This is a genomic window from Paenibacillus phytohabitans (genome assembly GCF_013141775.1).
Lineage (GTDB): Bacteria > Bacillota > Bacilli > Paenibacillales > Paenibacillaceae > Paenibacillus_AQ > Paenibacillus_AQ phytohabitans.
Map to the genome: position 1 here is coordinate 179,779 of NZ_WHOB01000094.1, position 14,466 is coordinate 194,244.

At 53.4% G+C, this 14,466-nt stretch carries 9 protein-coding genes and 1 riboswitch; of the genes, 6 read left to right on the forward strand and 3 right to left on the reverse strand.

Translation table 11 applies throughout. The annotated features are described in order from the left end of the window. The first annotated feature begins 484 nt into the window (after window positions 1-484). Window positions 485-578: riboswitch (cyclic di-GMP riboswitch) on the forward strand. Window positions 579-680: 102 nt separating this feature from the next. Continuing rightward, the gene (locus GC101_RS33250) at window positions 681-2,306 is read left to right on the forward strand and encodes a flagellar assembly protein A (protein ID WP_171720789.1); all 1,626 of its coding nucleotides are present in this window, start codon (window positions 681-683) and stop codon (window positions 2,304-2,306) included. 67 nt (window positions 2,307-2,373) lie between these two features. Here GC101_RS33250 and GC101_RS33255 read toward each other — a convergent pair whose 3' ends face one another. Beyond that, window positions 2,374-3,291 carry a DMT family transporter gene (locus tag GC101_RS33255; protein WP_171720790.1) on the reverse strand — a complete coding sequence of 306 codons (918 nt, stop codon included), beginning with the start codon at window positions 3,289-3,291 and terminating at the stop codon, window positions 2,374-2,376. A gap of 96 nt (window positions 3,292-3,387) precedes the next feature. On the opposite strand from GC101_RS33255, the gene GC101_RS33260 reads away from it, so the two are divergent. Both GC101_RS33260 and GC101_RS33265 read left to right on the forward strand, forming a co-directional pair. After that, window positions 3,388-4,317, forward strand: a complete 930-nt coding sequence (locus GC101_RS33260; RefSeq protein WP_171720791.1) for a LysR family transcriptional regulator — start codon at window positions 3,388-3,390, stop codon at window positions 4,315-4,317. A gap of 5 nt (window positions 4,318-4,322) precedes the next feature. Then, window positions 4,323-5,291 carry an aldo/keto reductase gene (locus GC101_RS33265; protein ID WP_171720792.1) on the forward strand — a complete coding sequence of 323 codons (969 nt, stop codon included), beginning with the start codon at window positions 4,323-4,325 and terminating at the stop codon, window positions 5,289-5,291. Between the two features lie 503 nt (window positions 5,292-5,794). Here GC101_RS33265 and hcp read toward each other — a convergent pair. Then, complete coding sequence (hcp, locus tag GC101_RS33270; RefSeq protein ID WP_216626850.1) at window positions 5,795-7,447, reverse strand: hydroxylamine reductase; 1,653 nt, start codon at window positions 7,445-7,447, stop codon at window positions 5,795-5,797. Between the two features lie 142 nt (window positions 7,448-7,589). Here hcp and GC101_RS33275 point away from each other — a divergent pair, with 142 nt between their 5' ends. Next, window positions 7,590-8,294 (forward strand): Crp/Fnr family transcriptional regulator, encoded by a 705-nt coding sequence (locus GC101_RS33275; RefSeq protein ID WP_042140367.1) that lies wholly within the window; start codon window positions 7,590-7,592, stop codon window positions 8,292-8,294. Window positions 8,295-8,382: 88 nt separating this feature from the next. Then, window positions 8,383-9,774 carry an aldehyde dehydrogenase gene (locus tag GC101_RS33280; protein WP_171720793.1) on the forward strand — a complete coding sequence of 464 codons (1,392 nt, stop codon included), beginning with the start codon at window positions 8,383-8,385 and terminating at the stop codon, window positions 9,772-9,774. Window positions 9,775-9,925: 151 nt separating this feature from the next. Here GC101_RS33280 and GC101_RS33285 read toward each other — a convergent pair whose 3' ends face one another. Further along, window positions 9,926-12,880 (reverse strand): ABC transporter substrate binding protein, encoded by a 2,955-nt coding sequence (locus tag GC101_RS33285; RefSeq protein ID WP_171720794.1) that lies wholly within the window; start codon window positions 12,878-12,880, stop codon window positions 9,926-9,928. 345 nt (window positions 12,881-13,225) lie between these two features. On the opposite strand from GC101_RS33285, the gene GC101_RS33290 reads away from it, so the two are divergent. After that, a complete protein-coding gene (locus GC101_RS33290) occupies window positions 13,226-14,203 on the forward strand; it encodes a LacI family DNA-binding transcriptional regulator (protein ID WP_171720795.1) in 978 nt (325 codons plus the stop codon). Window positions 14,204-14,466 lie beyond the last annotated feature (263 nt).

Sequence of the window (14,466 nt, forward strand, 5' to 3'; positions counted from 1 at the left end):
ATTTAATGTTATGTTTATTAACATTAATTTTATCTTTCCTGCTGTTTGTTAGATTATATTACAACAAATTTGCAATGTCTTCGTTTTTATTACGAAATAATGCGCTAATTGTTTGTGATATTCTACATATATAACATAAACATTACACAAAACCCCGGAATTACCCCATTCATATATTAAAAAAAGCCGCCCAACGCAGGCAGCCTAAGCAGCAGTCCGTTCTCCAGCTCAAAGATCCGGCTGTTCTTGCAGAGCAGACTCCTCCCATAAGCTGTAAGCGCTGGGAAACCAGTTTTTCAAGCAATATAGAGCTGCACATTTCAAGATTATTAATAAATTGGCAGAATACAGTTGAAAAATAGCTCCTTAAGTACTAGAATTAAGCTTGTTTGCAGAAGTTCCTGCAGCGCAGGAACCAGTTATGACCTTTTTTGTCGATTACAGTCGATTGAAATCGCCTCATGCTGAGTGTATATCATTGATCTATTTCTAAAGGCAAACTTCCTGAAAGGGTAGGACGCAAAGCAATGGGCCTAAGAATGCTGAGAATCCGCGTTTATGGTCGCCAGGCTGCCAATAGAGACCACGTAAGCCATCAGTCACCGGGAGATCCCCCAGGCTTTATGATGCTCTTTTCTGTACGAATGCCATTGATTATACGAAAAAGCGAGGTTAAGATAATGCCGCAGCAATTCATCGAACCAACCCGATATGATTTCGTGGAATCCTTGATGCTTGAACGGACCGGATTCCTGGATTCTTTCTCTGTGGAGGGCCGGACTTCCGGCGGGATGAATGGGGATAAGGATGGAATTATCCTTGTGCAGAATAATCAGATCTTCATTACTCCCCCGCTCTCTGGCGGCAAGCCCGCCCGGATCTCCGCTGTTCATCCTGTAGTGCTGAAGATCAACTGGAAGACCGTTACAGAGCCTACTGAGGTGACCTCAGCGGATCATATTACCTGGGAAATTTGCGAGAAGCCACAGTATCAGATTACGGTTTCACCTGACAAGCTCAAAGTGCATTTCACCTTGTACCGTGCAGAGAAGTACGCCTGGAATCTGGTCAATTGCCCGGCTTCCTTCGAAGCCGCAGTCCGGGCCGAGCCTAACCGGGCGATGCTGCTGTCCACGCTCACCATAGAACAGATTCTCTCTTCGCTGGATAACCGCTCCATTCTGCGGAACCTGAATATCCCGGCCCTATACGCCGAACTGAACAACCCTACATATCTCCCTGTCTGTATCGCAGAAGGGAGAGCCCCGCTGCCCGGCAAGAAATCAAGGCTGCAGCTATCCCTACCGGAGCATACGCTCACAGGCAATGGAATGCTCCAGGGGGGACGAACTGCGGAAGCTGCAGATTCCTTAGATTTTCTGCGGTTTCCGGGAGCACCCTTCGCCAGAGAGGGAGAGGTCTTCGCCCGCAAGCTGCCGCCCGAAGAGGGAATTCCCGGATTTGACGTAGAAGGAGGCATCTTGCCTCCACCTCCACCGCAGGATATTTATTTCGCAGCCGGAGATAATGCACGGCTGCTTCCAAACGGGGAGATCGCGGCTCTGCGTACGGGCAGACCCCGCATCTGCGGAGACTCCGGCAGCGTCACAACCTGCGATTTCCCGGCCCTATGCCTCATCACCAAGGAAATGGCGGCAACGGCCCGTGAGATTATGTTTGCAGGTGACATCGTTGTACCCTCAGATATTGAAGGCCCTATGTGTATTGAGGCGTTAGGGAACGTGTATGTCTACGGCAACGTCTGCCAATCTACAATTACGGCTACAGGCAGTATCTATATAAGCGGTCAAGTAACCGGCTGCAGCCTGCACACCGGACTTGCCGGGGTACACCAGCACCGCCTGCACCGCTTCTCCAGTCTGCTGCTGACTGAAGTTGGCGGACTGCGGGAAGCCGCCCGGCTGCTGGCCAAGAATGTAGAATCCCGCCAGCAATCCGTGAAATACGGTCTGGTGGTTATGCTGCTGCTGGAGGATAAGTACAGCCATATAGAGTGCCTGATCAGCGATCTTAAATCCGCACTGCTGTGCATGGAAGGGACCCCCCAGCCCGGTACGGATCAGCTCAAGCAGATGCTGGAGGTTTTTACCCATCCGGGGCAGTTCACCGAGTTTATCACTGACAGTGTTCTGAACAGCTTCTTCCGGCTGCTGCGTAATCTGTGTGAAGACATTGAACTGCTCCAGGAGGAGCATGTCTTCATTAATATCGCCCGTTCCCATAACAGTATCCTGGAGTCCGGCGGAGAACTGATCCTGCGGGACGCGGACGCAGAAACGGTCTAAGCCTGCTATAATGTGACCCCTGACAAACACAAACGGCTGTCCCTCTTCTGAGGGAGCAGCCGTTTGTTTATTCCTTACCCAGACCGGGTACCGGGGTCTGCAGGACATTCCCGGCATTCCGGCCCAGCCTGACATTCACCAGAATAATGCTGCTCACAATCAGCAGCATACCGATGACCAGATTCAACGTAATCTGTTCATGCAATAAGACTACACTGGAGCCGATGGAAATCAGCGGAATCAGAAAGGTGAACGAGCCTACCTTGCCGGCCTCTCCTTCATTGATCAGCTTGAAGTATACCAACCAGCCCAGCGCAATCACGAAGACCGCGATGAACAGTGTATTTATTATAAAAGTACTACTCCAGGTAATATCCGCCCAACTCTCCGAAGCTGAGCCTGCCGCCAGCAGGATTACCCCGCCGATCATGATCTGCATCGCGGTCATCCACAGCATATCTACTCTGGCTGCATTGCGTTTGGTGTAGACCGTAGCCAGCGCCCAGCTGAGTGCACTGGCCAAGGCCAGCAGGACGCCTACAGGCGAAATGCTTCCGGTTAATCCCCCAAGGCTTAATGAGGCTACTCCGAGGAAGCCGATTACGAGGCCGGCGATCTTAAGCCCGTACATCCGCTCGCCCAGCCAGATCCAGGCAAAGATTCCGAGCAGCACCGGCTGCAGGAATACAATGGCCGAGAAGAGGCCGGACGGTACATACTGCAGGCCAATCGTCTGGAAGCCATAGTAGAAGACGATACTGAGGAAGGCTGACACCAGATAGACGGGCCAGAGCTGGCGCAAATGCAGCTGCTTCCGCTTCGGCAGCGCCGCGATGATTAGTATAATACCGGCAATGACCGTTCGGATTCCGGCGAACAGCAAGGGCGGGGCATACGTTAAGGCAATTTTGGAGAGCGGCCAGTTGATGCCCCAGACAATAACCAGGAACACTAATAAGCCAATGGTTTGCTTCCGCTTCTGCATGAGTTCACCTCTTGTTCTGATTTCTTCCCAAATGATACAATAGATTCAGTCATAATTGAAATGAATTATAATCATGAGGGGCATACCAGATTAGATATGAATAACACTCAAATTCGCCTATTTGTCTTAATCGCTGAGAGCCGCAGCTTCACCAAGGCAGGTCTTGAGCTGAATATGACCCAGCCCGCAGTCAGCCGGGCCATCTCCGCACTCGAAGCCGAGCTGGACGTGAAGCTGCTGCTGCGCGACCGGCGCAGCGGATTGATGCTGACGGATATCGGCAAGCGGATTCTGGTTATCTGCCGCGGAATCCTCAGCGGCCTCGATAAGATAGATCAGGAGATTGCCGCCGAGAAAGGCCTGGAGAAGGGCCTCATCCGCATCGGCGCCTTTCCGGTTGCCGCTGCTTATTTTGTCCCGAAGATTATCAGTGCCATCACTGCCAAATACCCCGGAATTGAGATCAGATTATATGAAGGCTCGGTCGCCGAGGTGAAGGACTGGCTGGCATCACGGTTCATTGACGCAGGCCTGATGATTCCGCCGGTCGAAGATTTCGCCTCCCTGCCGCTGTTCCGGGAGAAGCTCTACGCCGTATTGCCCGGGGATCACGAGCTTCGGCACAAGCAGATCATCTGCGTAAAGGATCTGGAAGCTCAGCCTATGCTGCTCTGCAGGTCGGGCTACGAGCCTCCGGTAGTGGACTTATTCCACCGGGCCGGAAGCAGGCTGAATGTGAAATACGAGGTCAATAGCTACATTACGGCATTGAATATGATCAAGGAGGGGCTCGCCGTCGGTGTGATGTCCCAGCTCTCCCTCTTGTCGCTACCGCCGAATGTCGTGGTCCGGGAGCTGGCGCCTGATGCTTACCGCGATATTCATATCGCTGTCCATTCACTGGAGGAGACCTCCATTGCCGTACAATTATTTATTGATACAGCGCTGCAGCTGTTCTCCGGTAATGATGCCCCTCCGCCGTCTCCGGCTGTAGCCAGCCTAACTAACGATACCGATAAGGAGTGATTATCATGCATTATAAGCGTCTCGGAAATAGCGGCCTTCAGGTATCTGCACTGGGTCTTGGAACCAACTCGTTCGGCAAACGGGCCGATCAGGACACCTCGATCCGTATCATTCATGCCGCCATGGATCAGGGCATCAACTTCATCGATACCGCCAACATCTATGCCGGCTCCGAGTCGGAGAGGATTATCGGCCTCGCGCTTGAGGGCAGACGCCATGCTGCCGTTCTGGCTACCAAAGCCGGCCTTCCGAAGCATGGCGGGCCTGATGGAAGCGGCTCTTCCCGCCGCCATCTGATGCAGGAGCTGGAAGGCAGCCTGCGGCGGCTGAAGACGGATCATGTAGATTTGTATCAGATTCACACCTTCGACCCCTACACCCCGCTGGAGGAGACGCTGCGCACCCTCGATGATATGATCTCTGCGGGCAAAGTACGTTATATCGGGGCCTCCAATTATGCTGCCTGGGAGCTGATGAAGGCGCTGGGCATCAGCGAAGCGCGCAGCTGGGCCAAATACGTCTCGATCCAGTGCAGCTATTCGCTTGCCGACCGCACACCTGAAGCAGAGCTGCTTCCGCTGTGTCTGGACCAGGGACTGGGCATCATCCCGTACTTCCCGCTGGCCGGCGGCATTCTCACCGGCAAATATACCGGCAGTGCCCCTGCCGGTTCCAGAGCGGAAACCGACCCGAATTTCCGCCGCTTCCTTACTCCGGAACGCATCTCGCTCGGGGAGCGGGTTAGCAGTATAGCGGAAGAGCTGGATACTTCACCGGCGGCGCTGTCTCTGGCCTGGCTGATGAGCAGGCCAGCCGTCTCCACGGTGATTGTCGGTGCCACCCGGGTAGAGCAGGTGGAGCATAACCTGCAGAGTCTCTCCGTCCGGCCGGATGCGGCAACGCTTGAGCAGCTGGATCAGGCCAGCGCCGCCTTCCGCAGCGGGGAGCCGTTCGCCGTCTACCGGCTGCCGTAACAGCTGCCGGCTGGACATACCAAAGCGGGCCCACGGTATACCGTGGGCCCGCTTTTTTGTGCGTTTCATAGACAAACCCCGCTTAAGTCACCACCAGACAAGTTACCGGCCCGCGGTGGGACTTGCAGAATACGGCATACTTCAGATCCTCACACTTGTCTTGTTACCGGCAGAATGAAGACTATGAAGTAAGCATTGCAGACATAAGTGTTGTACGTTCTACAACTTTGATTCATAGATAGCCGGTTGTGGCGGAGGATTGTTGTATGAAATACAAGAATTGTTCCGCTAAGCCGCCTGAAGCAGGAGAATTCATGCCTTTTATACAACAATTTTAGTTTTGGACCGGTTTAACGGGCAAAATGTTGTATTCCGTGCAGGATTTCAGAATATTACCGGATCTCTGTTGTGAATAATGGATGAATCAGGAAATTTCCAGCAAAAGCGGCCATCCGATAGTCTTGTGAGACATAGCGCCGCAGGATAAACGGTCGCATTCTGCATTACACCGCTGCAATAAACCGCTCCATGTCTTCCTGTACGGTGGTAATGCCGCCGATGCCAAAGCTGTCTACCAGCACCTTAGCTACATTAGGTGACAGGAATGCCGGAAGTGTAGGGCCGAGGTGAATGTTCTTCACGCCCAGATGCAGCAGCGCCAGCAGCACAATTACCGCCTTTTGTTCATACCAGGCAATATTGTAGGAGATCGGAAGATCGTTGATGTCGTCCAGGCCGAAGACTTCCTTCAGCTTCAGCGCTATGACCACAAGGGAGTAGGAATCATTGCACTGGCCGGCATCCAGCACGCGGGGAATTCCGCCGATATCGCCAAGCGCCAGCTTATTATATTTGTATTTGGCACAGCCAGCGGTGAGAATCACTGTATCCTCAGGCAGCTCGGCCGCGAAGTCTGTATAATAGCTGCGGCTCTTCATCCGTCCGTCGCAGCCCGCCATCACGAAGAATTGTTTGATTGCTCCGCTCTGGACGGCCCCGACTACCTGATCTGCCAGATTCATGACCGCCGCATGGGCAAAGCCGCCGATAATCTCACCTGTCTCGATTTCTACCGGAGCGCTGCACTCTTTGGCCTGCTCAATCAGAGCGGAGAAGTCCTTCACCCCGTCTGCTCCCGCAGCAATATGCTGAACCCCTGGATAACCTGTGTTGCCTGTGGTGTACAGCCGGTTCTTATAGCTTTCTTTTGGAGGTACGATACAGTTCGTAGTCATCAGGACCGGGCCGCCAAAGCTATCAAATTCTTCAGTCTGCTTCCACCAGGCGTTACCGTAGTTGCCCACGAAGTGGCTGTATTTCTTGAAGGCCGGGTAATAGTGGGCCGGCAGCATCTCACTATGCGTGTACACGTCGACTCCGGTACCCTCCGTCTGCTTCAGCAGCTCCTCCATATCCTTGAGGTCATGTCCGCTGATCAGAATGCCGGGGTTCGTGCCCACACCAATATTCACTTTGGTAATCTCCGGACTGCCGTAAGCCGCCGTGTTCGCACGGTCAAGCAGTGCCATCACATCCACACCGAATTTGCCGCATTCCAGGACCAGGGCAGTCAGCTCGCCCCCGCTCAGGGTATCATCCAGCACGGCCGTCAGGCCCTTTTCCATAAAAGCATGTGCACCTGCTTCATAGAATCCCAGCACCGCCGCATGCTCCATGTATGCAGCCATTCCCTTGAGACCATAGGTGAGCAGCTCACGCAGAGAGCGGATATCCTCATGCTCTGTAGCAAGCACACCCACGGTTGCCGCCTTGTCCATCAGTTCCCCGTCTGTACTGGCGCTCCATAGCGCTGCGTCATGTTCTGACAGATAAGCGATCACTCCGGCATCCGCGATTCTGCTGCGCCAGCTATCCCGTAGGGCAAGCCCCTCCCGGATCTTCGCGGTGAAGTATTCCGGAACAAAGTTAGCATTGGTAATCGTAGCGAACAGGCTCTCTATAATAAATTTCTCTGTCACCGGATCGGTAATGCCCAGCTCACGGCCGCTGCGTGCGAACACCGCAATACCTTTGAGCGTATACACCAGAAGATCCTGCAGATTGGCTACATCACTGGTCTTGCCGCATACTCCCTGAATCGTACAACCCGTCCCCTTGGCCGCCTCCTGACACTGAAAACAAAACATGTCGCTCATTACACATTCACTCCTTATTATGAATTGGATAGCTGGACAGGACAGCTGCGTCCCGCCTTTACAGTTACCAGTAATTGTAGTAGACTTTCGTCTATCAATCGGTAACGGATGTTACCGATTATTATGAATTCGGAGGAAATGTATGAAACCGGAGCCTGCCGCGCTGCAAGCCTGCCTGTTATTCCGCGGGAAATCCGCAGAAGAGATCGAACTGCTGCTGCATACACTGGCCTATACCGTCAGCACTTACCGCAGGAATGCCATCATCCTCGCCGAAGGCGATCCGGCTGACCGGCTGGGAATTCTGCTCTCCGGCCGGGTCGAGGTGCAGAAGACGCATTCCACCGGCAGCAGCGTTACCATCGCCCACCTCAAAGAAGGACAGACCATCGGGGAGGCCGTGTTATTCCGCAGGGATAATGTAGCCCCCGCCACGGTAACTGCAACGGGACCCTGCAAGGTGATGTTCATCGGCAAGCAGGAGCTGCTGCGAATATTCGCTGCGGACACAGATATCCTCACCCGCTTCATTGAGAATCTGTCCGAACGGCTGGTGCTTGTTAACCGGAAAATCGAGAACCTCTCCGCCGGGCCGCTGCGGCGCCGGATCATAGACTTCCTGCTGGAGCAGGGCACGCAGCAGGCCTCCGATACGCTGAAGCTCCCCTTCAGCCGCAAAGAATGGGCCGGGCATTTGAACACCGCCCGTCCTTCACTGTCCCGGGAGCTTGGATTCCTGCGCGATCAGGGCTGGATTGACTTCAAGGGCAGTGAAATCACGCTGCTGGACCGCAGCCGGATGAATGATTACCTCCTGAGCCTGCCCTCTTCAGCAGGCAACCTGTGAAGACCGCCCCCGGTGCAGAGCAAACCGGGCTAGACTAGACGAACCAAGCTGTTATGTCCCTATAGATTCACCCGAGGAGGATGCAAGCATGTTGCAGTTAACCGCCCCCCATATCGACCAGCTGCTGGCAGAGCATAGACAATGGTTCAGCAGCGGAATCACGAGAAACCCCGGCTTCCGGCTGGAGCAGCTGCAGAAGCTGAAGGATGCTATCAAGCGCAGCGAGCCCCGGATTATCGCCGCCTTGAATAAGGATCTGCGTAAGAGTGAATTCGAGGCGTACGCCACCGAGATCGGCTTCACGCTGGACAGCATCGGCTATATGATGAAGCATCTCCGGCGCTGGATGAAGCCGGTTAAAGTAAGATCACCCCTGCACATGTTCCCGGCGAAGAGCAGCATTATAGCAGAGCCTTATGGGACTGCACTCATCATCGGACCTTTCAATTATCCGTTCCAGCTGCTGATTGAGCCGCTGATCGGGGCCATTGCCGCCGGCAATTGCGCGGTATTGAAGCCTTCCGAGAGTACCCCGGCTACTTCGGCAGTCATTGAAGACATGATCCGGGAGACCTTTGACCCCGCATATATCCGGGTGGTGCAGGGTGAGAAAGAAACGACAAATCTGCTTATTCACGCGAAATTCGATTATATATTCTTCACCGGCAGCGTGCCTGTAGGCAGAATTGTCATGGAGGCGGCAGCGAAGAATCTGGTGCCTGTAACCCTTGAGCTGGGCGGTAAAAGTCCGGTCATTGTCGACAAGACCGCCAATCTGGAGGCCGCGGCCAAACGGATCGTGTGGGGCAAGCTGATCAATGTGGGGCAGACCTGTATCGCCCCGGATTACCTGCTGGTCCATAGCGATGTTGCAGCTGAGCTGATCGGGCGGATCAAACACAACATCACCGCATTCTACGGAACGGATATCCGGCATAACACAGACTACGGACGGATTGTGAATGAACGCCAGCTGCGGCGGATCGAAAAGATGCTTGAGCAGGACCGCGATAAGCTGATCCTGGGCGGCAGCGTTGTGCCGGAGGATCTCTACATCGAGCCGTCCCTGATCTACCCGGCTTCCTGGAGCGATGCCTCGATGGAGGATGAAATCTTCGGACCTGTGCTGCCGATTATGGAATACAGCCAGATTAGCGAAGCTATCCGGAGTATCAACGATCACCCCAAGCCGCTCGCCCTCTATCTGTTCACTGAGGATAAGCAGGTCGAGGAACAGGTGATGGGCAGCGTTTCCTTCGGGGGAGGTTGTGTGAATGATACAATCTCCCATGTAGCCAGCACTCATCTGCCGTTCGGCGGTGTGGGGAATTCCGGGATAGGCGGCTATCACGGCAAGCATAGCTTTGAGCTTTTCTCCCACCGCAAGAGCATTGTTAAGCGAAGCACGAGACTGGATTTCGGGATTGTCTATCCGCCATACGGCAACAAGGTCAAGCTGGCGCGGAAGCTGCTGAAGTAGAGGATTAAGGAGACCGGATAGCCCCCTACCCCACTTTTGCGAAAAAAGAAAAAACAAAAAGGAAGCCCCCCTTGCTAAAAGGAGGTTTCCTTTTTGTTGTTATATTACATACCCAGACTATCAACGGAGTACATTCCGTATACTTATTGCTTCAGCCCGCACGCCGTCCGGCAACCCAGCCCGCAACCTCTTTTTCCGGGATAGGCCTGCTGATATAATAGCCCTGAATCTTGTCACAGCTCGTCCGCTCCAGAAAAGCCAGCTGCTCCGGGGTCTCCACCCCTTCTGCGGTAACATTCAGGCCCATATCGTGGCCGATGGTCACAATGGAGCTGGCCAGCGACATGTTGTTCGGGGTATCGATACTGTCAATGAAGGACTTATCAATCTTCAGTGTGGTAATCGGCAGCTGCTTCAGATAGCTCAGTGAAGAATAGCCCGTACCGAAGTCGTCCAGCGCGATGCCGATCCCCTTTTCCTTGAGCGCTTCCAGCTTGGAGCTGATGGCCTCGAAGGATTCCATGAAGATCGACTCTGTAATCTCCAGCTCCAGATATTCCGGGGCAAGTCCGGTATCCCGCAGCACCGTAAGCACCATGTTCGTGAAATCATCCAGCATCAGCTGAATGACCGAGATGTTAACCGAGATATGGTAGCCCGCATACCCCTGGCTCTGCAGATCCTTGATGAACTGACAGGCGGTGCGCAGCACCCATTCCCCGATAGGCACAATCAGCCGGCAATCCTCGGCAATCTTAATGAAGGACAACGGCGATACGAAGCCCAGCACGGGATTGTTCCAGCGGATCAAGGCCTCGAAGCCCCAAATCTCGTTCGAACCGATATCCACCAGCGGCTGATAATGCAGCGAGAGCTCATTATTGGAGATGGCGTTTCTTAGATGCATCTCAATAATCATCCGCTCATCAAAATGCTGCTGCATCTCACGCCCGTAGATCACATAAATGCCTTTGCCCGCTTCCTTCGCTTTATACATGGCAATGTCGGCATTCTTCAGCAGTTCCTCCGCGTTCACGCCATTCTCCGGATATTGGGCAATCCCGATACTGGCCGAGATATGTACAACACTGGCACTCAGCTGGAACGGCTCCTTGAAGCCCTGAACCAACGAGTCCGCATAGCGGATCACTTCACTATACCCGTCTACATCCTTGAAAAGAATCACAAACTCATCACCGCCGAAGCGGAAATGCTTACTGCGCCCGTCGGACAGCTCCAGCAGCCGTTCGCCGACCTTCACCAGCAGCTCATCGCCGAAGGTATGGCCCATCGAATCATTGATATACTTGAAATTATCAATGTCCAGGAAGAACAGCGCTGCATGGCCGCCAGAGTGCTCCTGAATAAATTTCTTCAGCTCTTCGGACAGCGACAGCCGGTTCGGCAGGCCGCTCAGTACATCATTATAGGCCAGCAGGCGGTACTTCTCTTCACTGGTCTGCAGCAGCGCCTGATTCTCCACCACCTTGTTATACTGCTCCAGCAGCTCATCCTGCAGTGCTGTCAGTTCCTCATAAGTAGACTCCAGCTCCTGATAGCTCATCTGCAGCTTGCTCTCATACCCTTTGCGGTCGGTGACATCGACCATCGACCCGGCAAACCGGATATATCCGCCGTCTGCATTACGCAGCACCTTGCCCCGGGCCTGGAACCACTTGTATTCCCCCGACTTGCTGCGCATCCGGTATTCAGCGTAGTAATACGAAGAACGACCCTCCAGATGCTGGGTCCGCAGCCGGTCCTCCTGCTCGGCATCCTCAGGATGCAGGAGGTCTCTCCAGCCGCCGCGGGTCTCATTGACCTCATCCCGTTCATACCCCAGCAGCTCGTACCAGCTGTCCGAGAAGTAATAGATCATCGTGGACATGTCCACATCCCAGATTACTGCGTCTGCGCCATAGGTGGCCAGGCTGAAGCGTTCATTGCTTTTTTCCAGATTGCTTCTGATCCGTTTCACCAGCTGCACATAGAATAATAATACAAAGATAAAGGTCAGCAGCACGGCAAAAGCGGCAATAATGCTCAGTACCAGCACTTTGTAGGTCTGATAGAAGGAGAACGGCTTGTTAATGATTTCGCTCCCCTCCGGCAGCTTGTCCAGCGGTACGCTGAAATGCTGAAGCTCGTTGTAGTCAAATACATTGCGGACATTGCTGTCAGTCACAACGGGAATATTATCCGCACTCTCCCCCTGCAGGATGCGCAGCGCCAGCTCCGCTGAGGTCTGGCCCTGAATTCTGCCGCTGATCAGACTGCCGCCAAAGGCGCCGTGGTTTAGTCCAAAATCATAAATATGGTACACCGGCACACTGCTGCTCTTGCCCAGTTCACTTGAGAACCTGTCAAACTCAACAATCCTTCCGGTAGAGTCACTATAGTATGTAGTCATCAGCACGATACTGTCCGGAGACAGGGCGGATGCCGTTGCTTTAATTTGTTCAATAGAAAAGCGGTTCATAGGAAAGATCTCCAGCCCCAGGTTCAGCGCGTCAATCTGATCCATGACCATTTTGCCGGTCGACAATCCACTCTCCGAATTATCAAAAACAACATAAACCTTCTTCACGGAAGGGTTGATCTCCAGCGCCATTTGGATCGTTCGCGTAGGATCAATCTTCTCGATAACACCTGTGATGTTGTGAGTGTCCGGGATGCCGGCCACGCCCAGCTCATTGACGCCGCTGAAGATGATCGGGGCATTATCCAGAATCTCCCCTCGGTATTTCATGGCAAAGCTCAGGGCTGCATCATCTGTGGTGAGAACCGCATCAATACGGATATTCTGATACTTGAATTTGATCGTTTCGTAGAAGTGTTCGAGGTTCTCCTGATTGGGATACCGTTTCCAATCCATGTACTCGGTATAGATTACAGGCAGAGCAGCTGCGCTCTTGAGGCGTTCTTCAATGCCGGCACTCTGTTCATCACTCCAGGCAAAACCTTTCTGATAGGAATGCAGCACCAGCACATTCTGAGCGGGAAGTTCTTCGGCGTAGGCGTGTGTGCCTTCTGTCGTACACAGTAAGATAAACAGCGGCAAGAGCAAGCTTTTTAACAACCTGAGATGAATTTTATCTACACCCATTCGCACACTCCCGTTCATCTATCTCAAAGTCAGATTTCGATTATAAAACGAGGAATTTCGACATTATACTAAATACTAATTCGTTAAACCCACTTCCCATCCCTCTTTTGAGCGAAAAAAGCACCCCATTCTGCACCGGCCGGTATCAGCGTAAAAGATAAGGATAATTTATTGCATAAAGCAAATGAATTCTTATCTTTTAAATTTGCCGCTTTCTTATAATTATAGGGGGAAACGATATTTTAATAAACAACAAATAGAGCGGAGCGGCGGCCTTTGTGGACAGAGAACAGCGCTCACGTTAGAATGAATTTGCAGTTGACTGCTTAGACAGGAGGCCAGGCCATGCCGACCATCAAAGACGTTGCGCTGAAGGCTGGCGTATCGGCAACCACCGTATCCCGGGTGCTGAACAACAGGGGTTACTTAAGTGAAGAATTGAAGCAGAAGGTGCATCAGGCGATGGACGAGCTCAATTACCGCCCGAATGAACTGGCCCGCTCCCTCAGCCGCTCGAAATCAAACATCATCGGACTGATTATTCCGCATGTTTCCCTGCCCTTTTTCGGGGAATTGACCAGTCATATTGAAGAACATGCCTACCGGGAAGGCTACAAGCTGCTGCTGTGCAACTCGTGGCAGGACAAGCAGAAGGAGCAGGAGTATATCAACATGCTGCGCGCAAGCCGGGTGGACGGTATTATTATGGGCAGCCATACGCTTGAAGTAGAGGATTACCGGCAGATGAACCTGCCTCTGGTTACCTTTGACCGGCAGATTTCGCCGGATATTCCTTATGTATGCTCGGATAATTACGCGGGAGGACGGCTGGCCACGACCCTGCTGATTCAAAAAGGCTGCCGCCGCCTGGCCCATATCGGCGGGCATCCCAAGCTGAATATCTTATCGCATCTGCGCTGCGTCGCCTTTGAAGAAACTGCGAAGCAGCACGGCGCCCAGTACGTTTCGCTGCATACGGACAACAACAGCTTCGACTTCGAAGCCTATGAGCTGCTGCTGGCCCAGCTGTTCCGCGAGCACCCTGAGGTGGACGGCATCTTCGCCGGCAGTGACATCATAGCCGCCTGTGCCCTGAAGGCCTGCCAGATCAGAGGGCGGCGCGTCCCCGAAGATGTGCGGATTATCGGCTATGACGGCATCGCCCTCCGCAGCCTGCTGTATCCGGCCATCAGCTCTATCCGCCAGCCGATGGAGGCGATGGGCAAGCTGGCCGTCGATCTAATCCTGCGGCAGGTGCAGGGTGAGCATGTCGAGTCAGCCTACATCCTGCCCGTGGAGCTGGAGGAGGGCGCTACGACTTAGGGATAGGGATAGACATAGGGATAGAAACAGGGATAGACATTTCCTCCTTGGGTGCGTAACTGGTGAAACCAAGGGCACTTTTGCCCCTCATTTCCTCCTTGGGCTCGCAACTGACGGAATCAAGGGCACTTTTGCCCCTCATTTCCCCCTTTGGCTCGCAAATGGAGAAATCAAGGGCACTTTTGCCCCTCATTTCCTCCTTTGGGCCACAACTGACGGAATCAAGGGCACTTTTGCCCCTCATTTCCTCCTTTGGGCCCACT